The organism is Leifsonia aquatica, from assembly GCF_014190775.1.
Lineage (GTDB): Bacteria > Actinomycetota > Actinomycetes > Actinomycetales > Microbacteriaceae > Leifsonia > Leifsonia aquatica.
The window spans coordinates 132,127-155,112 of sequence record NZ_JACHVP010000006.1 but is presented as its reverse complement, the minus strand read 5'-3'; the positions used below and the strand labels follow the sequence as shown (position 1 = coordinate 155,112).

Annotated in this window: 23 protein-coding genes; 15 read left to right on the top strand and 8 right to left on the bottom strand. The window is 71.6% G+C overall.

All coding sequences use genetic code 11. The features are described 5' to 3' along the window. The 5 genes from FHX33_RS20545 to FHX33_RS20525 all read left to right on the top strand — a co-directional run. A partial coding sequence (locus FHX33_RS20545) for an ABC transporter ATP-binding protein C-terminal domain-containing protein (RefSeq protein ID WP_183428923.1) occupies positions 1 to 398 on the top strand: 398 nt, incomplete at its 5' end. Then, positions 395 to 1,120, top strand: coding sequence for an ABC transporter ATP-binding protein (locus FHX33_RS20540; protein ID WP_021761102.1), 726 nt, complete (start codon positions 395 to 397; stop codon positions 1,118 to 1,120). The genes FHX33_RS20545 and FHX33_RS20540, both read left to right, overlap by 4 nt. Beyond that, positions 1,117 to 2,157, top strand: a complete 1,041-nt coding sequence (locus tag FHX33_RS20535; protein WP_021761104.1) for a putative FMN-dependent luciferase-like monooxygenase — start codon at positions 1,117 to 1,119, stop codon at positions 2,155 to 2,157. The genes FHX33_RS20540 and FHX33_RS20535 overlap by 4 nt, the downstream gene beginning before the upstream one ends. Before the next feature lie 61 nt (positions 2,158 to 2,218). Next, positions 2,219 to 2,806: a CMD domain protein gene (locus tag FHX33_RS20530; protein WP_021761106.1), complete on the top strand. Its 588-nt coding sequence runs from the start codon at positions 2,219 to 2,221 to the stop codon at positions 2,804 to 2,806. Beyond that, a complete protein-coding gene (locus FHX33_RS20525) occupies positions 2,803 to 3,408 on the top strand; it encodes an alkylhydroperoxidase domain protein (protein WP_021761108.1) in 606 nt (201 codons plus the stop codon). The genes FHX33_RS20530 and FHX33_RS20525 overlap by 4 nt, the downstream gene beginning before the upstream one ends. Positions 3,409 to 3,416: 8 nt before the next feature. Here FHX33_RS20525 and FHX33_RS20520 read toward each other — a convergent pair whose 3' ends face one another. Genes FHX33_RS20520 through FHX33_RS20495 form a run of 6 tightly spaced genes read right to left on the bottom strand, consistent with a single transcriptional unit; the run spans position 3,417 to position 6,155 of the window. Then, entirely contained in the window at positions 3,417 to 4,016 is a 600-nt protein-coding gene (locus FHX33_RS20520) for a DUF1349 domain-containing protein (protein WP_021761110.1), read from the bottom strand. Positions 4,017 to 4,026: 10 nt separating this feature from the next. Next, positions 4,027 to 4,659, bottom strand: coding sequence for a hypothetical protein (locus FHX33_RS20515; protein WP_183428901.1), 633 nt, complete (start codon positions 4,657 to 4,659; stop codon positions 4,027 to 4,029). Further along, a complete protein-coding gene (locus FHX33_RS20510) occupies positions 4,656 to 5,228 on the bottom strand; it encodes a DUF6286 domain-containing protein (protein ID WP_183428922.1) in 573 nt (190 codons plus the stop codon). Before FHX33_RS20510 ends, FHX33_RS20515 begins: the two co-directional genes overlap by 4 nt. Then, on the bottom strand, positions 5,225 to 5,542 hold the full coding sequence (locus tag FHX33_RS20505) for a hypothetical protein (RefSeq protein WP_183428921.1): 318 nt from the start codon (positions 5,540 to 5,542) through the stop codon (positions 5,225 to 5,227). Before FHX33_RS20505 ends, FHX33_RS20510 begins: the two co-directional genes overlap by 4 nt. After that, positions 5,539 to 5,730, bottom strand: a complete 192-nt coding sequence (locus FHX33_RS20500; RefSeq protein WP_021765496.1) for a hypothetical protein — start codon at positions 5,728 to 5,730, stop codon at positions 5,539 to 5,541. Before FHX33_RS20500 ends, FHX33_RS20505 begins: the two co-directional genes overlap by 4 nt. After that, positions 5,727 to 6,155, bottom strand: coding sequence for an Asp23/Gls24 family envelope stress response protein (locus FHX33_RS20495; protein WP_021765495.1), 429 nt, complete (start codon positions 6,153 to 6,155; stop codon positions 5,727 to 5,729). Before FHX33_RS20495 ends, FHX33_RS20500 begins: the two co-directional genes overlap by 4 nt. Before the next feature lie 196 nt (positions 6,156 to 6,351). Between FHX33_RS20495 and FHX33_RS20490 the strand changes: the two genes are divergently transcribed. From FHX33_RS20490 to FHX33_RS20475, 4 genes are all read left to right on the top strand, one after another. Continuing rightward, a complete protein-coding gene (locus tag FHX33_RS20490) occupies positions 6,352 to 6,915 on the top strand; it encodes an RNA polymerase sigma factor (RefSeq protein ID WP_039924208.1) in 564 nt (187 codons plus the stop codon). Next, positions 6,912 to 7,505, top strand: coding sequence for an Asp23/Gls24 family envelope stress response protein (locus FHX33_RS20485; RefSeq protein ID WP_021765493.1), 594 nt, complete (start codon positions 6,912 to 6,914; stop codon positions 7,503 to 7,505). The genes FHX33_RS20490 and FHX33_RS20485 overlap by 4 nt, the downstream gene beginning before the upstream one ends. Continuing rightward, the gene (locus FHX33_RS20480; protein ID WP_183428920.1) at positions 7,502 to 7,846 is read left to right on the top strand and encodes a hypothetical protein; all 345 of its coding nucleotides are present in this window, start codon (positions 7,502 to 7,504) and stop codon (positions 7,844 to 7,846) included. Before FHX33_RS20485 ends, FHX33_RS20480 begins: the two co-directional genes overlap by 4 nt. A 114-nt stretch (positions 7,847 to 7,960) precedes the next feature. Continuing rightward, positions 7,961 to 9,766, top strand: a complete 1,806-nt coding sequence (locus tag FHX33_RS20475) for a DEAD/DEAH box helicase (RefSeq protein WP_183428919.1) — start codon at positions 7,961 to 7,963, stop codon at positions 9,764 to 9,766. 159 nt (positions 9,767 to 9,925) lie between these two features. Here the strand turns inward: FHX33_RS20475 and FHX33_RS20470 are convergent, their stop codons facing one another. Next, the gene (locus tag FHX33_RS20470; protein ID WP_221209760.1) at positions 9,926 to 14,929 is read right to left on the bottom strand and encodes an endo-alpha-N-acetylgalactosaminidase family protein; all 5,004 of its coding nucleotides are present in this window, start codon (positions 14,927 to 14,929) and stop codon (positions 9,926 to 9,928) included. Positions 14,930 to 15,062: 133 nt separating this feature from the next. Then, complete coding sequence (locus FHX33_RS20465; RefSeq protein WP_039922349.1) at positions 15,063 to 16,100, bottom strand: LacI family DNA-binding transcriptional regulator; 1,038 nt, start codon at positions 16,098 to 16,100, stop codon at positions 15,063 to 15,065. A gap of 150 nt (positions 16,101 to 16,250) precedes the next feature. On the opposite strand from FHX33_RS20465, the gene FHX33_RS20460 reads away from it, so the two are divergent. From FHX33_RS20460 to FHX33_RS20435, 6 genes are all read left to right on the top strand, one after another. Beyond that, positions 16,251 to 17,555 carry an extracellular solute-binding protein gene (locus FHX33_RS20460; RefSeq protein ID WP_211235402.1) on the top strand — a complete coding sequence of 435 codons (1,305 nt, stop codon included), beginning with the start codon at positions 16,251 to 16,253 and terminating at the stop codon, positions 17,553 to 17,555. Positions 17,556 to 17,662: 107 nt separating this feature from the next. Continuing rightward, the gene (locus FHX33_RS20455; protein WP_248616258.1) at positions 17,663 to 18,643 is read left to right on the top strand and encodes a carbohydrate ABC transporter permease; all 981 of its coding nucleotides are present in this window, start codon (positions 17,663 to 17,665) and stop codon (positions 18,641 to 18,643) included. Beyond that, entirely contained in the window at positions 18,640 to 19,494 is an 855-nt protein-coding gene (locus FHX33_RS20450) for a carbohydrate ABC transporter permease (RefSeq protein WP_021763200.1), read from the top strand. The genes FHX33_RS20455 and FHX33_RS20450 overlap by 4 nt, the downstream gene beginning before the upstream one ends. Next, the gene (locus FHX33_RS20445) at positions 19,491 to 21,314 is read left to right on the top strand and encodes a glycoside hydrolase family 35 protein (RefSeq protein WP_338092057.1); all 1,824 of its coding nucleotides are present in this window, start codon (positions 19,491 to 19,493) and stop codon (positions 21,312 to 21,314) included. Before FHX33_RS20450 ends, FHX33_RS20445 begins: the two co-directional genes overlap by 4 nt. A gap of 169 nt (positions 21,315 to 21,483) precedes the next feature. Beyond that, on the top strand, positions 21,484 to 22,149 hold the full coding sequence (locus FHX33_RS20440) for a GntR family transcriptional regulator (RefSeq protein ID WP_021763590.1): 666 nt from the start codon (positions 21,484 to 21,486) through the stop codon (positions 22,147 to 22,149). Between the two features lie 93 nt (positions 22,150 to 22,242). After that, the gene (locus FHX33_RS20435) at positions 22,243 to 22,986 is read left to right on the top strand and encodes an MBL fold metallo-hydrolase (protein WP_021763591.1); all 744 of its coding nucleotides are present in this window, start codon (positions 22,243 to 22,245) and stop codon (positions 22,984 to 22,986) included.

Here is a 22,986-nt window from a genome sequence, read left to right as displayed (position 1 = left end):
TCGAGTCCGAGATCGACCGGTTCGAGGCGCGCCTCGGGCCGCGCCGCGACGACCCGGCCTACTCGCTCAGCTACGCCAACCGGCGGCGCACCGAGATCGCCCGCGCGCTGGCGCTCGCGCCCAAGCTGCTCGTGCTCGACGAGCCGACGGCCGGGATGAACCAGTCCGAGACGGCGGAGGTGCTCGAGCAGCTGCTGGAGCTCAAGGCGGCCGGGCAGACCATCCTGCTGGTGGAGCACAAGCTCGACCTCGTGATGACCGTCTCCGACCGCGTGATCGTGATGGACGGCGGCCGCATCATCGCCGAGGGCCGCCCGGACGAGGTGCGCGCGGACCCCGCCGTGGTCGAGGCCTACCTCGGCCGCCGCCGCGGCCTGGGAGGGGTGGACCTCAAGTGACCGAGCTGCTCGCGCTGGACGACGTCAACGTCTACTACGGTCCCTTCCATGCGCTGCGGGGCAACTCGCTGACCGTGGGGGAGGGGGAGATCGTCTCGCTCCTCGGCGGCAACGCCAGCGGCAAGTCGACGACGATGAAGACCATCCTCGGCCTGGTCCGGCCGAAGACCGGCACCGTCCGGTTCGCCGGGGAGGACGTCACGCACGCCCCCACCCGCCGCCGGATCGCCGCCGGCATCGCCTCGGTCCCGGAGGCGCGGCGCGTCTTCCCCGAGATGACCGTCGACGAGAACCTCATCGCGGGCGCGTACACCCGGCGCGACAAGGCCGGCGTGGCCGAGGACCTCGACCGGATGCGCACCCACTTCCCCCGCCTCGCCGAGCGTCGCCGCCAGCAGGCCGGGACGCTGTCGGGCGGGGAGCAGCAGATGCTCGCGTTCGCCCGCGCGCTGATGAGCCGGCCCCGCCTGGTCTGCATGGACGAGCCGACGATGGGCCTGTCGCCGAAGCTCGTCGACCAGGTGCTCGACGAGATCGTGCGGATCAACCGAGAGCTCGGCGTCGCCGTGCTGTTCGTCGAGCAGCAGGCGGAGCTGGCGCTCTCCATCGCCTCCCGCGGCTACGTGCTCGCGACGGGCGCGATCGTGCTCGAGGGCACCGCGCAGGAGCTGCTCGACGACCCTCAGATCCAAGAGGCGTACCTCGGAAAGGCGGGACAGTGACCGGCACGGCCCAGCGACCCCAGCGGCTCGGGTTCTTCACCCGGCTGCTCGACGACGGGAGCGCGCTCGACCGCTACCGCAACGCGATCGACCAGTTCGCACGGGCGGAGGAGGTCGGGCTCGACAGCGTCTGGGTCGCCCAGCACCACTTCCACGAAGGCGAGGGCGGCCTCCCGTCGCCGTTCGTGCTGCTCGCGCAGGCGGCGGCGCGCACCTCCCGCATCCACCTGGGCACGGGAATCGTGACGCTGCCGCTGGAGGAGCCGCTGCGCGTCGCGGAAGACGCCGCCGTGCTGCAGCTGCTCTCGGGCGGACGGGTCGAGCTCGGGATCGGTTCGGGAGGCACGCCCTCCTCGTTCCCGCCGTTCGGGCACGAGTCGGGCGACCGCGCCGCGATCTACGACCGGCACCGCGAGACGCTGGTGGCCGCCCTGCGCGGGGACGAGCTCACGTCGGACGGCGGCGCGCTGTATCCCGCCGCACCTGACCTGCTCGGGGCGATCTGGGAGGCGACCTTCTCGGCCGCGGGCGCCGAGCGCATCGGGCGCCGGGGCAACGGCCTCATGCTCTCCCGCACCCAGCCGCGGAAGAACTGGACCGACCCGACCTCCCCCGAACTGCAGGAGGCCATCGTCGACGCCTACCTGGCCGCGCTGCCCGAGGGCGTCGAGCCGCGCATCCTGGCGTCGCGATCCGCGCTCGTCGTCGACACCGAAGCGGAGGCGGCCGCCTGGGTGCGGCGCGGCATCGACCGCGGGCGCAGCTTCATCGACGCCCAGGGGCTGGAGGTTCCGGCCGGGGTCTCCGACGCCGAGCTGCTGGCCTGGCTCGACGTGCACATCGGGACGCCGGAGCAGGTGCTGGCGACGCTGCGGGCCGACACGATCCTGGCGCGCGCGACCGACGTCGCCTTCCAGCCGCATCCCATCGACCCGCCGCACGCCGCGGTGCTGCGCTCCATCGAGCTCATCGCCGCCGAGGTCGGGCCTGCACTCCTCGACTGGACGCCGGCGCTGCCCGCGCCCGCGCACCGCTGACTCCCGCGAACCGCTGACCCCGCGACCCCCTGACTCCCGCGAACCACCGAAAGGACCGTCCATGCCCACCGACGTCATCGACCAGCTGGTCGGCATCGCCCCCGGCGACGCCCTCGACGCCCTCCGCGACCAGCGGCCGAACGCGCGCGCCAACGCGCAGGCCAGCTACGACGCCCTCTTCCACTCCGACGAGCGGGCGGAGGTCGGCCAGCGCGAGCGGCTCGCCGTCGCCTACTGGACGGTCGCGCTCTCGCAGTCGCCGACCGCCTCCCACTACCGCGACCTGCTCGCGGCGGAGGACGCCGATCTGCTCGCCGCCCTCGAGGTCGCCGTGCCCGGAGCGCTCACCGAGGGACCGTACGGCGACTACCCCGCCGGGCCGCTGACCGTCGAGAACGTCGCCGGACTCGTGTGGACCCCGGACGCGGCGCTGTCCGCAGCGGTCGGCGAGCGTCTCGCCGCCGCCCTCGCCCACACGCACCTGCTCGTCTACCGCCCGCGCGACTCGTCGGCCGACGCGCTGCAGGCACTGCTCGACGCCGGCTGGTCCACGACCGGCATCGTCACGCTGTCCCAGCTCGTCGCGTTCCTCAGCTTCCAGCTCCGCGTCGTCGCGGGGCTCACCGTCCTGAAAGGAGAGCTCGCATGAGCGGCACCGTCATCCGGCACGACTTCGAGGCCCCCAACGCCTTCACCCAGGCCGAGCTCGGCTGGGAGGCGTGGCTGGAGCCGCTGCCCCTCGACGAGCTGACCGAGCGGCACTACGAGGGGCTCGTCGACAAGGGCCGGGCGAACAGTCCGTACTTCCGCCTGCTGGTGCGCGACCCCGACATCCTGGGTGCCCGCACCCGCACCGACAACGACATCTTCTACAACGAGAAGGGCGGCCTCACCCGCGCGCTGCGCGAGCTCTCGGCCGCCAGCGCCTCCCGCACCAACGGCTGCATCTTCTGCGCGTCCGTCCACTCCCGCTTCGCCACGCACAAGTCCAAGCGCCCGGACGACGTGCAGCGGCTGCTCGACGAGGGTCCGGCCGGGCAGCAGGACGACCCGCAGTGGCGCGCCGTCATCGACGCGTCGGTCGCCCTCACCGTGATCCCGGGCGCGTTCGGCCCTGAGCACGTGCGTCAGCTCCGGGAGGCCGGGCTCGACGATCTGGCGATCATCGACGCGATCAACGGCGCGGCCTTCTTCAACTGGGCCAACCGGCTCATGTTGTCGCTCGGGGAGCCGACCCCGCCGGCCGAGTAGCGGGCGGCTCAGTCGCCGTTGCGGAAGTCGCCCGGCACGTCGGTGGAGTACGCGATCGTGTCGAACACGGCGACGCAGGTGTCGCCCATCGGCGCCTGCGCCATGAAGCCGACGTTCACCGGGCCGTCGTAGTCGAGCCGGAAGACGCGCACGAAGTCCCACGTCACGCCGTCGCGCGAGGAGTGGAACGCCCAGCCGGTGCCGGAGCGGACCACGCGCAGGTACACGTGGTCGTCGGTGACGATCGTCGAGTTGCAGTCGTCGGAGAACGTGTTGGTGACGACGGACACGACCATCGGCTGCCCCTGCGGCGAGTTCTCGAAGCAGAGCTTCGCCCAGTGGTCCCGGTCGCCCCAGATGGCGAGCACCCCGGCGTCGAATGTCGTGCGCGGGGACGTCACCCGAACCCGCGCGCTGAGCGCGAAGTCCTCCGTCGGCGTGAAGCCGAGCGAGGTCGCCGCGTGCTGCTGCGGGCCCCCGAAGGCGTCGTTGGTCCAGTCGCTCCCGGCGACGGCCGTGACGACGACTTCACCGTCCGCGGTCTGCTCGGCCTGTCCTGCTCCGTTGCTCCACGTCAGCGGCGGGAGGTTTTCGACGACAACTGTCATGCGAACCAGGCTAGGGGATGGGACGCACCGCCGGCGTGGAGGTGTCGACCCGGACGGGGGTGCGGACGCGGGCCCGGAAGCCTCCCGTCAGCTGCGCGAAGACCGTCGGCTCCGTGCCGAGCGCATCCCCGAGCCGGAGGACCGCGTCGTCGATCGCGTCGACGATCGTGCGAGGAGAGGCGCCGCGACGGCAGTCGACCGTCACCTTGAGCGCGGGCTGCCGACGCACGCGGTACGCGCTGACCGCGACGCCGGCCACGCCGGGCACGCCGCGCAGGCGTTCGACGAGCAGGCTGGCGGGCACCGCGGTGTCGATCTCGATGCCGCCGTCCTCGCCGCGGGCCCGCACGACCGTGGCCGTCGAGCCGCCGCCCTGCCGGAGCACGAAGTCGAGGAGCAGGACGATGACGACCACGGCGACGGCCAGGGCGATCACCGCGGCGAGGCTCACGGTGGTGCCCGTCCACAGCGGCCGGCCGAAGACGTCGTCCGTCGAGGCCAGCGCTGCGGTGCCCCACTCGCGCCAGAGCGCACCGGCTCCGGGAACCACGAGCAGCCAGACGAGGGATGCGGCGGCCGCGAAGGCGAGCAGCCCCACGACGGCGAGCAGTGCGCGGTTGAGCGCGCGATTGGTGGTGTTCACGATCCGACCTTTCCTGCCGCGGAGACGAGCACGGCGACGCGGACCGGCCGTGCCGGCCCTGCCTGGGCGAACTCCTCGGAGACGGCGCCGCGGACCGCATCCCGATCGACGCGCGTGCCGGTGACCGGCACGACGCGGACGGTGGCGGTGCGGCGGCCGAGCGACACGCTCACGGCATCGGCGGAGACGGCGGCGGTCCTGGCCGCGGTGCGGGCGAGGGCCGAGGCCAGCATGGTGTCGTCCGCGACCACGATCGCGTGCTCGGCGTCCAGCGGGCGGCGCGCCCGACGACCGGGCAGCAGCGCGACGGCGAGCAGCAGGACGCCGACGAGCCCGGCCACCACCGCGACGGCGATGAGGGAGGCTGCCGGAGCGTCAGGCGCTCCGGCGACGGAGGTCAGCATCCCGCGCGGCGACAGGAGGAGTGGGTGGACGCCCAGGAGGGACAGGACGCCCTCGGTCGCGACCCAGGCGATCACTAGGGCCAGGCACAGCGCAACGATCACGGCGGCTGTCGACCGCGGCGAGTGCGTCTCGCGACGCACGATGCGGGTGGCGGGGGAGCTCATCGCACCCTCCTCTCTCTGATGACGGCCGCGGTGTCGCGCACGTCGACGCGGGCGACCTCCAGGCCGGTGAGCTCGGCGAGCCGCCGGCGGGCGTCGGCGGCGGCGTCGGCCAACCGGACGGTCAGCCCGCCGCTGGTCGCGTCGCCGAGGGGCGGCATCGCCACGGGCGACGTGACGCGGACCGCGAGCGCGCCGCCGGTGTCGGAGATGCGCACGGAGGTGTCCGCGACGCGGACGCCGAGCGCCTCGGCCGCGACCGCCCGCGCGAGGCGCTCCAGCGCCTTGGGTGCGAAGCGGTCGCGCCCGGCCGTCATGACGACGAGCGGCGGCCGCGCAGCGCGTCGGCCAGACGTGCCACGTCGATCTCGCCGCTGAGCAGGCGCCCGACGAGGTAGCCGACCAGCATCGCGGCGGCCACGCCGAGGAACACCCAGAAGCCGAACACGGCCCAGACGACGGCGAGAGCGCCGGCGACCAGGACGCCGAACCGGGCGGAGGTCACTGGACTCGCGCCTCCTGCCCGTCCTCATCGTCGTCGGACGGCAGGTGCACGTCGTTGATCGTCACGTTGACCTCGGTGACCTGGAGCCCGACGATCTGCTCGATCGCCTGGGTGATGGCGGTGCGCACGTCGGCGGCGACCTTCTGGAGGGCGACGGGGTACTCGGCGACGATGGTGACGTCGGCGGCGACCTGCGTCTCGCCGACCTCGACGCTGATGCCCTGACCCAGATCGGTGGCGTTGATGGCCTCCCGGATCGCTCCGAAGGCACGGGCCGCGCCGCCGCCCAGCGCGAACACGCCGGGGACCTCCCGGGCCGCGATGCCGGCGACCTTCGCGACGACGGCGTCGTTGATGACCGTCCTGCCCTGCGCCGACACGATGCTCGATCCGGCCGTGGTCGTGGTGGTCGTTGTGTTTGCCATGCGTGATCCTTCCCTCTGTCCGCGGGGACGTCCCGCGGTGGTCACCGTGGTGACTCCTACTGCTGGGACGGGCGCAGGCGTGCATTCGTCACGCTCCCGCACGAAGTTTTTTCTGTCGACCGCGCTCGGCGTGCTGATCGCCTGTCTAACATGATGCGTGTGGTCGCTCAAGAGACCGCCGAGCAGAGGGGGTGCTGTGCCGAGGTCCAGCGTGTCCGAGCTGTGGGAGGCGGCCGACGGCCTCCTCGCCGGTCGCGCGGCCGACGGCGACACCGTCGCGTTCGAGGTGCTGGTGCGCCGGCACGGTCCGCTGATGCGCGCCTACGCCGCCCGGATGCTCGGGTCGACCGACGAGTCGGACGACGTCGTGCAGGAGACGTTCGTCACGGCGTGGCGGCGGCTCGGCGAGCTGGACGAGGGCGCGGCGGTCAAGAGCTGGCTGATGCGTATCCTGAGCCGACGGTGCATCGACCGCATCCGCGTGCGCCACGAGCACGACGACATCACGGAGCTCGACGCACCGGCCCCGGCGCGCGAGGAGCCGAGCCGGCTGGCCGAGACGCACTCCGCGACGGAGGCGCTCGGCGCGGCGCTCGACCAGCTCCCCGAACTGCAGAGGCGATGCTGGGTGCTCCGCGAAGTGGGGCAGTACAGTTACGACGACATAGCGGAGGAGCTCGGCATCCCCGCATCCACGGTGCGCGGCCAGCTCGCCCGCGGCCGCAAGAAGCTGCTCGAGGCGATGGAGGACTGGCGATGACCGATCCGCTCCTCCCGCCCGACGAACTGATCGACGGGCACACCCTCGACGAGTTGAGCGACTACCTCGCCGCCGGGCGGCAGCCCGCCGACCCGACGATCGACGACTCGCCTCAGTGCCGGGCCGCGCTGACCGCCCTGGAGCGCCTCGGCCGCGCCACGCAGGACCTGTTGGACGAGGAGGCCGCGGCCAGCCCCGCCGACGACGACTGGGTGGGGCGCATCCTCACCGGCATCCGGCTCGACGTGCAGTCGGGCCGCCGCATCCCGATCGCGCATCCCGACCCCGCCGCCGACCTGGCTCTGACCGAGGGCGCGGTCCGCGCTCTCGTGCGGGGCGTCGGCGACGAGATCGACGGCGTGCTCGTCGGTCGCTGCAGGCTGGACGGGGAGGTGGAGACGCCCGGGGCACCGGTCGCCGTCCACCTCGAGATCTCCGTGCGCTACGGGGTGTCGATGACCGAGACGGCCGAGGCGGTGCGCACGGCGGTCGCCGCGGAACTCGCCCGGCACGCCGAGCTGACGATCACCTCCGTCGACGTGCTCGTCACGGACGTGCGGGAGCCCCGCACCGGAAAGGACGCGCGATGAGCGGCACGCTCGCGACCGACGGCCCCGCGCCCGATGCCGGGTCGACCGCGGCGCTCTCCGCCCTCATCCTCGAGGTCGCCGGAGTCGCCACGCTGTACCCGGCGGCCTCCCCGGCCGGCCAGGTCGTCGCGGCGATCGGCTCGGCCCTCACCGCCGGCCCGGCGGATCCGGGAACGGTGCTCGTGAGCGGCGACCGCATCCGCGTGCGCATCGGCGTGGACGGCGTCGACGCGGCCGGCGAGGTGTGCCGGCGCGTCTACGACGTCGTGCGCGACTGGGCCGCGTCGACGGGCCGCGCGGGTGCCGTCATCGACGTGACGGCCGCCACCATCGGCGGCTGACGCGCGACATTCGTGCCGAATGTCGACTTTGGAGGCGCCTATCCCCACATTCGGCACGAATGTGCGGCACCCGCTCGCGGCGCGCTCGCAGCCCGCAGGGACTACCGTTGGACGATGACCACGTCCGATTCCGTGCCCAGCGAGGCCGAGACCGCCGAAGCCGCGTTGACCTTCTCCGACCTGGGGCTCGACAGCGCTGTGCTGAAGGCCCTGAAGGACGTCGGCTACGAGACGCCGTCCGCGATCCAGGCGGCCACCATCCCCCTGCTCCTGGAGGGCCGCGACGTCGTCGGGCTCGCCCAGACCGGAACCGGCAAGACCGCCGCGTTCGCGTTGCCGATCCTCTCCCGCCTCGACCTCTCGCAGAAGACTCCCCAGGCGCTCGTGCTCGCGCCCACCCGTGAGCTCGCGCTGCAGGTCGCGGAGGCGTTCGAGAGCTACGCCGCGCACCTCAAGGGCGTCCACCTCCTCCCCGTCTACGGCGGGCAGGGGTACGGCGTGCAGCTCTCGGCGCTGCGCCGCGGCGTCCACATCGTCGTCGGCACGCCCGGCCGCATCATGGACCACCTCGACAAGGGCACCCTCGACCTCTCCGCGCTCAAGTACCTGGTGCTCGACGAGGCCGACGAGATGCTGAAGATGGGGTTCGCGGAGGATGTGGAGACCATCCTCGCCGACACGCCCGACGACAAGCAGGTCGCCCTCTTCTCGGCGACGATGCCGGCACAGATCCGCCGCATCTCGAAGAAGTACCTCCACGACCCCGAAGAGATCACGGTCAAGTCGAAGACCACCACCTCGGCGAACACGACGCAGCGCTACCTCGTCGTCTCGTACCCGCAGAAGGTGGACGCGCTCACCCGCATCCTCGAGGTCGAGAACTTCGAGGGCATGATCATCTTCGTCCGCACCAAGAACGAGACGGAGACCCTCGCCGAGCGGCTCCGCGCCCGCGGCTACTCGGCGGCCGCCATCAACGGCGACGTCGCCCAGGCCCAGCGCGAGCGCACCGTCGACCAGCTCAAGTCGGGCAAGCTCGACATCCTCGTGGCGACGGATGTGGCGGCGCGCGGACTCGACGTCGAGCGCATCAGCCACGTGGTCAACTTCGACATCCCGATCGACACCGAGTCGTACGTGCACCGCATCGGCCGCACCGGCCGCGCGGGCCGCAGCGGCGCCGCGATCAGCTTCGTCACACCGCGCGAGCGCCGGCTGCTCACCGCGATCGAGAAGGCGACCCGCCAGCCGCTCACGCAGATGCAGCTCCCGAGCGTCGACGACGTCAACACCACCCGCCTCGCCCGCTTCGACGACGCGATCACGGAGGCCCTCGGCCAGGAGGACCGCATCTCGCGGTTCCGCGACATCATCGCCCACTACGTCGAGCACCACGACGTGCCCGAGGCGGATGTCGCTGCCGCGCTCGCCGTGGTCGCCCAGGGCGAGGAGCCGCTGCTGCTCAGCGGCGACGACGCGCTGACCCAGCGGGTCGAGCGCGACTCCCGCTCCGAGGACCGCGGGGGGCGTTCGGACCGTGGAGGCCGTGCCGGCGATCGCGACGGTGCTCGCGGTGATCGTGCCGCGCGCCGCGAGCGCAGCGACAAGACGATGGCGCCCTACCGCATCGAGGTCGGCAAGCGGCAGCGCGTCGAGCCGCGCCAGATCGTCGGCGCCCTCGCGAACGAGGGCGGCCTGAGCCGCGACGACTTCGGGCACATCCGCATCATGCCCGACCTCTCCATCGTCGAGCTGCCCGCCGACCTCCCGGGCGACACGCTCTCGCGCCTGTCGGGCACGCGGATCAGTGGCAAGCTGATCGAGCTGCGCCCCGACCGCGGCGCCGGCGCGCGCCGCGAGTCCCGCGGTCGCGACGACCGCGGCCGCGACGAGCGGCCGCCGCGCAAGCCCCGCCACTGACCCGCGCGCCGACATTCGTCACGAATGTCGTGAAAGCGCGCGCCCAAGTCCACATTCGGCACGAATCGCGCGGGGTAGACACGCGTGCGAACGAACGGTGCCCCCGCCTCCCGGTGATCGACCGAGAGGCGGGGGCACCGTCGTAGCGGCGGCCGGGCGCTACGCTCGGCGCGTCCGCCGCAGGCGGAGCACGACGCCCGCACCGATGCCGGCCGCGGCCAGCAGCGCGAGCAGCGCCGCGACGCCGAGCGCCGTCGAGCCGGTGGAGGCGAGCGGACCATCGAGGCCCGGCGGGACGACCGCCGCACCGCCACCTCCCGCACCGCCTCCCGAACCGCCGTTCCCGCCCGGCACTTCTGCCGCCGTCACGGTGATCGCACGCTCGGCGACGACGTCGCCGTCCACCACGACCTGCAGGGTGTGCGGGCCGGTGGCGAAGTCGGCCGGGACCGTGGCGGTCAGACTCGCCTCCCCGTTCGCGTCCGTCGTGACGGTGCCGAGCGTCAGCGGGTCGGAGTGCAGGACCACGGAGGCGCGCACACCCTTCCCGAGTCCGCTCACGCCGACCGTGAGGTCGTGCCCGGCCGTGACCGCGACGGGAGCCGAGATCGCGGGCGTCCCGGCGGCGCAGGGCTCGTCCGCCGCCCGCACGCCGGGCGCGAACCCGGTCGGGTGGTCGGCGGCCGTGCCGTAGACGCGCATCTCGGCGGCCGCGGCGAACGGCTGGCCGTTGAGCGAGCTCGTCGCAGTGAACCGCACGAACGACGCGGTCACCGGCGTGAACGGCACGACCTGGGTGTCGGGGGAGTCGACCAGCGCGCCGGTCGCGACGGTGGTCCAGGAGGAGCCGTCGTCCGAGACCGCGATCTCGTAGCCCTTCACCCGCCCGTTCTGGCCGCCGCTCTGCCGGCCGAGGTAACCGAAGCCGTCGACCGTCGACGGACCCGCCAGCGCCAGGGTGACCCAGTGCGGATACGGCGCCGATGAGTTCGTGTAGTCGGTGTGCCAGATCGTTCCGGGATCGCCGTCGAGCACGTTCCCGACGGGGCCTTCCCCGGCTCCGGAGGAGAGGTTCTCCGAGTCGGCGGTGGCGGTCATCGAGCCGGGCGACAGCATCGGCCGGTCGGAGACGGTCGTCTTGGCCGCTCCCGTGACCGACTTGGTGACGCAGTCGTTCGCGTAGGTCGCCACGACCGACAGGCTCGCGCTCGTCCCCGCGGCGGCGGCGGGAGGCGTGACGAGCCAGGTGGTCGTCACGCTCGTCCCCGGGGCGACGCTGCCGAACAGGTTGCCGCCCTTCTTCGCGACCTGCGCGGTCCACCCGTCGGGCAGGCCGGTCAGCTCGACGCTGACGTTGGTCGCCGCCGTCAGCTCGTTGTTGGTGAAGGTCGTCACCAGCGAGCCCGCGACGCCGGGGCTGAGGTCGGTGCTCGCCGGAGCGGCCACCGAACCGCAGGACGCGCCTCCGGCCTCCTCGCCGAGGTCCTCGACGCGGAAGTCGTCGAGCACGAAGTCGGCGCCGTTCGCGCTGCCCAGTTTGCGCAGCCCCACCCAGGTGTCGCCGCAGCCGGCGACGATGTCCTTCGCGTAGTGCGCCGTGTCGAGGGCGGGAGCGATCGCCTCCCGGTTCACGTCGGCCGAGGAGACCGCGCCCCCGCCGACCGTGTCCGCGCCGGTGACCCAGGCCCACTGCCCGTCGAGGTTCGTCTGGTAGTCGAACGACACCCGGTACTTGTGGCCGGCGACGAACGGGACGGTGGCGGGAATCGTGCGGTAGACGAGGCCGGTGTTCTCCTCGTGCGCCTTGAGCGAGTGCTCGCCGCTCAGCACGTCGTCGACGCCGAGACCCTTCAGGGTGCCGGAGTCGTACGGCGAGTGCGTGTTCTTCCACGCCTTCTGGCTGTACGGGTCGTGCAGCTCGCTGATGGAGGTGCGCGGGTCGGTGCTCCCGCCGGCGTCGCCCTTCACGAACGGACCCCAGCCGGGCTGGTTGCCCTCGAAGTCGTCCGCCGCGATCACCGCGCCGTCGGTGGGGAGGGCGGTGGAGGTGTCGAGCATGATCCGGGCGTCGTCGAACGTGACCGCGGCCTTGCCGGCCACCGCGCCGAGGGCGACGGTCACCGTCCCGTTCGCGGGAGCGGTGAAGCCGACGGACGCGCGCTGCGAGTAGGTGCCCTTCTTCGCGTCCGAGTCCATCGAGTTGGCGGCCGGTGTCGTGTCGAACGTGTTCGCGGCGATGGTCCCGGCATCCACCGAGAGGGTGGTCGCACGGCGCTCGCCCGGTCCGATCTCCACGTTCGCGCTGAAGGAGTACCGCTTGCCGGGCTGCAGCCCGGTGACCTTCTGCGAGAGCGCCGAGCGATCGGTTCCGAGCACCGCGACGTTGTCGCCGCTGTCGGCCGTGGCGACCTTCGCGCCTCCCGTGGCGTTCCAGGCGGTCAGGTCGCCCGCGTTGAAGCCGGGGTCGACCAGCCCGCTGCCTGCGCCGTACTCGGCCGAGGCGTGGGGCGCTGCGCCGTTCGCCGGAGCGAGCACGTACGGCACGCCCTTCGCGCCGGTCAGTGTGACGGCGCCGTCCGTCGCGTGGACGTCGGAGACCTTCACCCGGCCCTGGTCGGTCAGCCTGTAGAGGGTGAAATCGGTCGTGCCGGCGAACTGCGGGGTGAGCGTGAAGGTCGCCGCGCCTCCCGTCGCGTTGACGTAGTACATCTTGTCGGCGTGGGCCGGCGACGAGACGCCGTCGGCATCCGGCTCGCCCCACGGGAGCAGGTAGGTGCCACCCGTGGCGACGGTCACGCCGTCCATCGCGATCTGCCGCTTGCCGTCCTTCATCGAGACGGTCACGCCGCCGGTGAGGGTCGCGGTCTTGCCGAAGTCCCACGACTGCACCGGGAAGTGCTGGAGGAACTTGGTCGGGAGGTTCGCCGACCAGATGTTCGAGTAGAAGGTGTTCCAGTCGTTCTGGCCGGTCCAGCCCTCGAACTCCTTGACGTCCGCGCCGCCGAGCAGCGGGTCCACGTTCCAGACGTCGCGGTCGGTGTTGGTGATGAAGCGGACGATGTTGGAGTTGATGCCCTTGTTGGTCGCGCCGCCGTAGTTCTTGTCGTTGGCCCAGTGCGACCAGATCGACGAGCCCTCGAACTTGTACGCCCACTCGGTCGCGACCTGGAGGTCGAGGTCGCGCAATTGCGCCGCGAGCCCGTCGGCCAGCCAGCCGCTCGAGTAGTAGGCGTCGATGTAGACGCCGGCCAGGTCGGGCACCTCCTGCTTGAGCTGCGCGAACCGGTCGACGATCGCGCCGGAGCCGAGGTCGTAGCGCTGGTCGATGTGGTAGCTCTGGTTCAGCCAGTCCCACCCGTTCACCTGGCCCTGCACCATCCGGTCGCTGAACGTCTTGGCCTGCGGGTACGCCTCGGTCGCGTTCACGTGCACGGCGACGTCGGCGTTGTACTTCTTGCCGTCCTCGACGAGCGTGTTGAAGTCGGCGAGGCCGCCCGCGCGCGTGTTGTAGTCGCCGCCGTAGTCCGGGTGCCCGGAATCGTGGCCCTCGTTGGCGTAGCCCTTGTCGAGCACCCACTGGCCGAGGTCGTCGGTGGTCATCGAGATGCGCTTGACGTTGTCGAGCGTCTTCAGGAACGGGTTCGTCGCCTGGCTCGCGAAGTTGAACGGGATGTGCTGAACGACCCGCTCGGCGACGCGCTCGGCGCCGAGGGGCCGGGTCGAGGCGTCGCGGTAGGCGATGGCGGCATCCTGCCAGTCGACCTTCCCGTCGCTGTTCGCGTCGGCCGAGAGCACGACGGTCGCCTGCGGCAGGGCGTAGACCGCGACGCGCGGGTCGGTCGCGCCGGCCGGGGCGTAGGTCCAGTTGCCGACCGAGAGCTGGGCGCGGCGGGCGCCGTTGCCGGCGTCCACGATCTGCGACTGCAGGCGCGTGTTCCAGTTGGTGTTCGAGTCCTGGGCGGAGTCGTCGGTCGCGTTGGTGAGGATGCCCGCGGCGAGCTGCGAGCCGCTGACGAACCCGTACGGCGTTCCGACGCTGCGCGCGTCCAGCGGGGTCGAGCCCGTGATCGCGAGGAACCGGTCGGCGGTCGTCGTGGAGTCGGTGGAGATCTGGGTGCGGGCGAGAGCGGCGGCCGGGTCGGACGAATCGACCGACACGAGCGACAGGTCCGGGATGGCGAGCTGGTCGACGGTCGCGGCGGCGCCTCCCTCGATTTTCGTGACGGCGAACTCGACGGTGCCCTTCGCGGTGGCGGTGATCGCCGTCGTGATCGTGAGGTCCGGGAGGTCGGCGAAGGTCGACACGTAGGTGGCGGTGTCGGCCGTTGTCGTCATGGTCGTCGCCGCGGTGTGCGCGGTCCCGTTGATCGTGAAGGTGTCGAGCTTCTGCGCCTGTCCGCCGAGGGTCTTGCCGTTCAGGTCGTACGAGACGACCTGCGGGAACTCGCGGGCGACCTGGACGGTGAGCCCGGTGCCGTTGCCGATCGCGACCGGGGTCGCGGCGTCGGCGGGCGGGTCGGGTGTGACCGGCGGCGGGGTCGTGTCGCCGGTGGCGAAGACGCGCAGCTCACCGGCGGAGACGTTCGCGCTGCCGTTGATCGTGCTCGTCGCGACGAACTTCAGGTAGCGGCCGGTGACGGGCTGCGAGAACACGAGGTTCTGCACGTCCGTGGCCGAGGTCGGCTGGCGGAAGGTGCCGGTCGCGGCCGGCGTGCCCCAGTCCGCAGCAGCATCCTTCGCCACCGCGGCGCTGTCCGTGACGTAGACGGCGACATCGGCGACCGGCCCGTTGGACTGGTTCTTCACCTGGTACTGGATGCCGGTGAGCGGGAACGAACCGCCCACGTCGAGGGTGATCCAGTGCGGCAGCGGGTCGGGGTCGCCGCCGTTGTACTTGGTCGCCCACTGCGTGTTCGGGTCGCCGTCGAACGCCGCCAGCGCGGTGCCGTCGAGCGCGGGAGGCGCGGGATACGGCGCCGACTCGGAGTCCACGCCGACCAGCGCGTACTGGGTCTGGGCGATGGCGGCGCCGGCCGGGGGAGGGGCGTCGGCGGCTGCGGCCGGAGCGGCCGCGATCGGCACGAGGGCGCCGGCGGCGACGAGCGCCGCGGCCCCGATCGTGGCTGACAGGGCGCGGAGGCCGCGCGGGGGATGAAGGCTCACAAGGTCCACCTAGCTGCATCGTTGGGAAGGTACTGCCCGTATGGCATCGATAACACTAGGGGATTAAAGCCATGACGGGAACCCCCTGTTACCGCTAGCAGCGTTCAGGTGATTCCGAAATCGCGGGTGCGAGTCAGCCCGCGGCGGGCGCCGGCCCGCTCGACGCGCGCACCACGAGCGTCGGCTCGACCGAGGCGGGCGCGAGCGTGGTCCCGGGCTCCGTGATGTAGCGCAGGAGGTGCTCGACCGCCAGGCGTCCCATCTCGTCGAAGGGCTGCGCCACGGTGGTGAGCGATGGCGAGCAGTACTCGGCGAGGGTGATGTCGTCGACGCCGACGACGGAGATGTCCTCGGGGATGCGGCGGCCCAGCTCGTGGAAGGCGCGGATCACGCCGAACGCCATCTCGTCGCTCGAGACGAACACGGCCGTCACATCCGGGATCCGGCCCAGGATGAGGCCGTTCTGGTACCCGGAGGCGGGCGACCAGTCGCCCTTCAGTTCCGGCGGAGGCGTGATGCCGGCGGCTTCGAGCGTGCTGCGCCACCCCTCGCTGCGACTGACCGCATCCAGCCATTCCGTGGGGCCGGAGACGTGCCAGACGGTCTCGTGGCCCAGGTCGAGCAGGTGCTGCGTGGCGAGCCGGGCCGCCTGGGACTGGTCGACCGCGACGATCTCGGTCGTCGACGTGCGCGAGCCGTCGATGGTGATGGTCGGGATGGAGCGGGTGAGCTCCTCGATGCCCTTGGTCACGTGGATGAGCGGCAACGCCAGCACGATGCCCTCGACCCCCTGGTCGGCGAGGCGCGACATGGCCTCCTCGATCGCGGAGGGGTCCAGCGACGGGCAGGTGGCGGCGCTGACCGCGTAACCGGCGTCGCGCGCGGCGGCCTCGACGCCGACCGTCACCGCCGTACGGGAGTAGAAGCCGGTCTGCAGCAGCACGATCCCGAGGGTGCGGCTGTGCCCGGAGGAGAGCATGCGCGCGGCGTTGTTCATGCGGTAGCCCAGCTGCTCGACGGCGGCGAGCACCTTCGCGCGGGTCTTCTCCTGCACGTTGGGGTGGCCGCTGAGCGCGCGCGAGACGGTCTGGGCGGAGACGCCCGCCACCCGCGCGACGTCCGTCATCCCGGGCGGCTTCGGCGCAGCGTCACGCCCGTCGGTAGTACTCATGCATGCAATGATAACGGCCGCATCGGCCGGACTACGGAGTTTTTCATCCCGATTACCCCCTTCGGGTCACGCGGGTTGTTATCGGTATCATTCTGTGCGACACTCGCTTCTCGAACCCGCTGAAGGGTGTCTGTGTTCAAAGGAGAGGCAGTGAAGAAGTCAGCAGCAATCCGTTTGACGGGCGCGGCGGGGGCGGTCGCGCTCGGTCTGATGAGTCTGGCCGGGTGCTCCGGGGGATCCGGTTCCGGCTCGTCCGACTCCGCACCGGCGACGGTCACGTTCTGGGGCTGGGCCCCGGGCTACGCCGACGCGGTCAAGGCGTTCAACGCCTCCCACAAGGACGTCGTCGTGAAGTATCAGGAGGTGCAGCCCGGCTCCAAGGGCGGCTACCAGAAGATGCTCAACGCCGTCACCGCGAACAACGCCCCCTGCCTCGCGCAGGTCGGCTACGAGACCCTCCCGAGCTTCGCCGCGCAGGGCGCGCTCGAAGACGTCGCGAGTTACGCGAAGGCCGACGAGAAGGACTTCCAGCCCGCCGCGTGGAAGTCGGTCAGCATCGGCGACGCCGTCTACGGCGCCCCGGTCGACACCGGCCCCATGGGCCTGTTCTACAACAAGGAGCTCTTCGACTCGCTCGGCCTGAGCGCCCCGGCCACCTGGGACGAGTACAAGGCCGACGCCGAGAAGATCCACGCGTCCGACCCGAAGAAGTTCATCTCGTCGCCGTACCTCGACTACGACTACGCCGGCCTCGCCTGGCAGACCGGCGCGAAGTGGTTCGACGTCGACGGCGACTCCTGGAAGGTGACGATGGCCTCCGACGCCAACGCGAAGGTCGCCGACTACTGGCAGGGCCTCGTCTCGGAGGGCCTGATCAGCAGCGCCCCGATGTACGACCAGGCCTGGTACACCGGCCTCGGCGACGGCAGCATCGCCACCGTCGTCGGCGCCGTCTGGCAGGCGGGCGTCATCAAGGGCGGCGCCGCGGACGCCTCCGGCAAGTGGGCGGTCGCCCCGATGCCGCAGTGGTCCGCCGGCGACGACCAGGTCGGCAACGCCGGCGGCTCGGCCACCGCCGTGCTCAAGGGCTGCTCGAACGCGAAGGCCGCGTGGGAGTTCGCGCACTGGATGAGCACCGACAAGGACACCTACAACACGCTCGTGCAGAAGGCGGGCCTCTACCCGGCCGCCACCGGCCTGAGCGACCTGCCCGCCCTCACCGAGGCCGACCCGTACTTCGGCGGCCAGAAGATCTTCGACGTGTTCGCCGACGCGGCGCCGCACGTGAACCCCGACTGGACCTGGGGCCCGGTCATGACGAAGACCGCCGCCGACCTGGACGACGGGCTCGGCAAGGCGTGGGCCGGTCAGGGGACGATCACCGACGCGCTGAAGAGCGCGCAGGACAAGACCGTCGCCGAGCTGAAGAAGCAGGGGCTGAAGGTCTCCGAGTAGGAGCCGACGGCGACACTGGGGCGAGGGATGCGGCGGTCCGATCAGGGACGGATCGCCGCATCCCGTCGTGAGACTGCACGGGCGACCGTGCGCAGAGAGAAGGAATCGTGACCGACCTGGATGTCGCCGAGTACCGGGCGACCCCACCGGCGGGACCGGCAGGACCGGCGGCCTCGCGGGCGCCGAGGAAGCCGCGCCGACCGCGCCGCTCGTTCAGCTGGCGCGCGCCGCTGCTCTTCCTCGGGCCGTTCGTGGTGCTGTTCGCCGCGCTGAACGTCGCCCCGATCGTCTACGCGTTCGTGAGCAGCCTGTTCACGGTCAAGCGCTCGGGGCTCGGCCTGACCGCGCCGACGCAGGAGTTCGACCCGTTCGCGAACTACGCGCACGCCTTCGGCGACCCCGACTTCGTCGCCTCGCTCGGCCGGGTCGCGCTGTTCGGCGTCGTGCAGGTGCCGGTCATGCTCGGCCTCGCGCTGGTGCTCGCCCTGCTGATCGACTCGAAGTCGGCGCGAGGCAAGGGCTTCTTCCGGCTGTCGAGCTTCCTGCCGTACGCCATCCCGGGCGTGAGCGCCGCGCTGGTCTGGTCGTTCATGTACTCGACCACCTCGAGCCCGATCAACCACATCCTGGAGCCCCTCGGCATCCAGCTGCCCTTCTTCGACGACGGCACCGTGCTGTGGTCGGTGGCGAACATCGTCACCTGGAGCTGGACCGGCTACAACATGATCATCATCTACGCCGCGCTGCAGTCCATCCCGGCCGAGGTGCTGGAGGCGGCGAAGCTCGACGGCGCGTCGGCGTTCCGCACCGCGTGGAGCGTGAAGATCCCGATGGTGCGCAGCGCGATCATCCTGACGGCCGTCTTCTCGATCATCGGCTCGGCGCAGCTCTACAACGAGCCGACGGTGCTGCAGCCGATCTCCGGCGGATCCGTCTCCTCCACCTTCACCCCGATCATGTCGGCGCAGGCCGCCGTCGGCGCGGGCAACTACCCGTACGCCGCCGCCCAGTCCGTCATCCTCGCGGTGATCGTCGGCGTGATCTCGTTCGTGTTCTTCCGACTCACCAGCAAAGGGGACAAGGCGTGACCCTCCTCAGCCCGCGGCGGGACACCACTCCGCTCAGCCGCACCATCGTGATGGTGCTGCTCGCCGTCTCCACCGTCTACTTCCTCTTCCCGCTCTGGTGGCTGCTGGTCGCGGCGACCAAGCCGTTCGGCGAGCAGTTCTCGGGCAACGGCCTGTGGTTCGACGGCTTCGGCCTGTGGGACAACCTCGCCCGGCTCACCGCGCAGGGTGACGGCATCTTCTGGCAGTGGATGCTGAACAGCCTGATCTACTGCGGCCTCGGCGCCGCGATCGGCACCCTCCTCTCCGCGATGGGCGGCTACGCGCTGGCCAAGTACGACTTCCCCGGCCGCGGCGCGCTGTTCGGCGTGATCCTGGCGGCGGTGCTCGTGCCGAAGATCCTGTTCACGCTCCCGCTCTATCTGATGTTCTCGGGGGTGCACCTGATCAACAACCCGCTCGCCGTGCTCCTCCCGAGCATCGTCAGCCCGTTCGGCGTCTACCTGGCGCGCGTCTTCGCCGCCCAGTCGGTGCCGGACGAGGTGATCGAGGCCGGCCGGATCGACGGCGCGAGCGAGTTCCGCATCTTCCGCGCCATCTCGACCAAGATGATGCTGCCGGCGCTCGTGACGATCTTCCTGTTCCAGTTCGTCGAGATCTGGAACAACTACCTCCTGCCCGCGATGGTGCTCGGCGACGACCACATGCAGCCGGTGACGGTGGGCTTGGTCGGCTGGAACGCCAGCCACGTCGCCGTTCCGCCGCCGCTCGTGGTGATCGGCTCGCTGGTCTCGGTCGTGCCGCTGATCATCGCGTTCCTCGCCCTGCAGCGCTTCTGGCGGGCCGGGATGACCGCGGGAGCGGTGAAGTGACGCGCGCCGACGCGACCCTGACGGCGACCGCCTCCCTCCTGACGTACGAGGACGGGGTGCTGCTGCGCGGCGGCGTTCCCCACCAGGTGCTCTCGGGCTCGCTGCACTACTTCCGCGTGCATCCCGCGCAGTGGCGGGACCGGCTGGAGCGGCTCGCCGCGCTCGGCCTCAACACGGTCGACACCTACGTGGCGTGGAACTTCCACCAGCGCCGCGCGGACCGGCCGGCGTCGTTCGACGGCTGGTGCGATCTGGAGGCGTTCATCGCGCTGGCCGGCGAGATCGGGCTCGACGTCATCGTGCGCCCGGGACCATACATCTGCGCCGAGTGGGACAACGGAGGCCTGCCCGCATGGCTCACGGCACGGGTCGGGATGCGCGCCCGCAGCTCGGAGCCCGCCTTCCTCGACGCCGTCGCCGCCTGGTTCGACGACCTCATCCCGCGTCTCGCCGCCCTGCAGGTCGCGAACGGCGGACCGGTCGTCGCCTTCCAGGTCGAGAACGAATACGGCAGCTACGGCGACGACGGCGACTACCTGGCCTGGCTGCGGGATGCGCTCGTCGCCCGCGGCGCGACCGAGCTGCTGTACACCGCGGACGGCCCGACCGATCTCATGCTCGACGGCGGCAGCCTCCCGGGCGTGCTGGCCACGGCGACTTTCGGCACGCGGGCCGGGGAGGCGTTCGGACTGCTGCGCGCGCGCCGCGACGGCGAACCGCTGCTCTGCGCCGAGTTCTGGAACGGCTGGTTCGACCACTGGGGCGAGCGGCACCACGTGCGCACCGTGCCGAGCGCGGACGCGACGCTCGGCGAGATCCTCGACGCCGACGGCTCGGTCAGTCTCTACATGGCGCACGGCGGCACCAACTTCGGGCTCTGGGCGGGCGCGAACCACGACGGCCGCCTGCAGCCCACGGTCACCAGCTACGACTCGGACGCGCCGATCGCCGAGCATGGCGCGGTCACGCCGAAGTTCCACGCGTTCCGGGAGCGGTTCGTCGCCGCGGGCGGGCGCGAGCTGCCGGTGCCGGCCGACCCGCGCATCCTGGACCCGCGCGCCGTGCCGGTGACGCCGGGCGCCGGGCTGCTGGAGGCGCTGCGCACCGTTCCTCCCGCCATCTCCGGGGCCACGCCGCCGAGCTTCGAGGAGCTCGGCCTCCCCGCGGGGCTCGTGCTCTACACCGCGACCCCTCGCCTGCCGCGCGGCGAGAACACGGTCACCGTCAGCGGCCTGCACGACCGCGCGCAGTTCTTCGTCGACGGCGTGCTCGTCGGCATCCTGGACGCGGACGGCTCGCTCCCGGTGACCGGCCGCGGCGAGCGGGTGCAGCTGGAGATCCTGGTCGAGAACCAGGGGCGCATCAACTACGGGCCGCTGCTCGGGCAGGGCAAGGGCATCCTGGGCGGGGTGCAGATCGGCCGCCGGCTCGTGCACGGCTGGACCGCGCGGGCGCTGCCGCTGGACGAGTGGACGCAGGACGAGGTCGCGGGGTTGGCGGATGCGCGTGCTGGCGCGGGGGCGGGTGCTGGTGCTGCCGCGGGCTTCTCGACGGCGCTGTTCACGCTCGGCGACGGCGAGCCCGCCGACGCCTTCCTCGCGCTGCCCGGCTTCGGCAAGGGCTTCGTCTGGGTGAACGGCCTCCTGCTCGGCCGCTACTGGGAGATCGGGCCGCAGGTGACGCTCTACGTCCCCGCGCCCGCGCTCGTGGCCGGCGTCAACACCGTGACCGTGCTCGAGCTGGAGCACTCGGGGGAGCGCATCGAGTTCCGCTCGCGCCCCGAGCTCGGGCCGCCCGAGGAGTACGTCGAGATCTTCTGACGCCGGCGCACATTCGTGCCGAATGTCGACTTTGGCCCGGCCAAACGCGACATTCGGCACGAATGTGGGCGGGCATCCCGGCCGGAGGCAGGGCGATAGAATCGGGCGATGCCGGTCCGCCGGCGCCGGCAGGGCGGTCGGGCGGCTGATTTTCGAACAGGGGTCATGGATGGTTGAGCGGATTTCACTGAGGCAGCCGATCGCCGATCAGATGTACGAGGTGCTCCTCCACCAGTTCATGTCGGGCGAGCGTGCCGCGGGCGAGAGCCTCAACATCGGCGCGCTCTCGCGCGAACTCGCCGTCAGCCAGACGCCGCTGCGCGAAGCTCTCGCCCGGTTGGAGCACACCGGCCTCGTCGAGCGCGAGGCGCTGCGCGGCTACCGCGTCGCACCGGCCATGACGCGGGACGAGGTCGAGCAGCTGAAGGAGGCGCGCCTCCAGCTGGAGCCGACGCTCGCCCGCGAGGCGGCCCTGCGGAGCACCAGCGAGTTCGTCGACGCGCTCCGCGAGACGCTGGACGACTTCGAGCGTTCCGCCGAGGTGGCCGACCTCGAGACCGAGGGGTTCGACCTCTACTGGCGCTCGGACGACCGCTTCCACATGCTCATCGCGGCGCAGGCCGGCAACAAGTTCCTCGAACTCGCGTACGCGGCCCTCGGTGGCCAGATCCAGCGCTTCCGGCTGTTCTCGAAGTTCGGCCGCACGGGTGCCCAGGGGGCGGCTCCGGAGCACCGCGAGATCTTCGACGCGCTCGCCGCGGGAGACGCCGACGCCGCAGATGCCGCGATGCGGACGCACATCGCGGGAGCCGCGGAGCGCCTGCTCGCCCGCTGACCCCAGCACCCTGAGGGGCACCAAGGAGCTTTGACTCCGCCCTGTCGTCGCTATACTATAGTTTTCGTAACGAAGCGGAGAGAGGACGACGGCGTGACCATATACACCGCGCACCCGATCGTCGACGGGTTCCCCGGCAAGTCGCACTCGCACGGCGCCTTCGGCTGGAGCAGTCTGTGGCTGCTCGACGACGGCACCCGGCGCGTGCTGATCGACGCGGGACAGCCCGCGTACATCCCGCTCATCCACGAGGGGCTGGCCCGCCACGGTCTCACCGCGGCCGACGTCACCGACGTGCTCATCACGCATCTCCACTGGGACCACGTCGCGAACTTCACGATGTTCGAGAACGCGACGACCTGGGTGGGGGAGGCCGAACTCGCCTGGGCGGCCGAGCAGCCTCCCGGCACGACGTTCATCCCCGACCTCCACGTGCGCGAGCTGCTGCGGCGCACCGACGGCGTCGAGCGGATGTCGGCCGGGCAGGAGGTCCTCCCGGGCATACACACGATCGCCAGCCCCGGTCACACCCCGAACCATCTGGCGTTCTTCGCCGAGAGCACGGACGACCGGCTGATCTTCGCCGGCGACGCCGTGAAGAACATCCACGAGCTCAGCACCGCTCGAGCGGACTCGACGATGGACGCCGACGCCAGCGTCGCCACCATCGACCGCCTGCGCTCGCTGCTGACCGACACCGCAGGTGTGCTGGTGCCGGGCCACGACGTCGGGCTGCGGCTCGACGGCGGGACGGTCGAGCGCGTGCGCCCGCAGCGCGCCTCCATCGGCTACTTCGCCGACGGAGCGCGCGGCGAAGAGGACCGCAGCATCGGATGA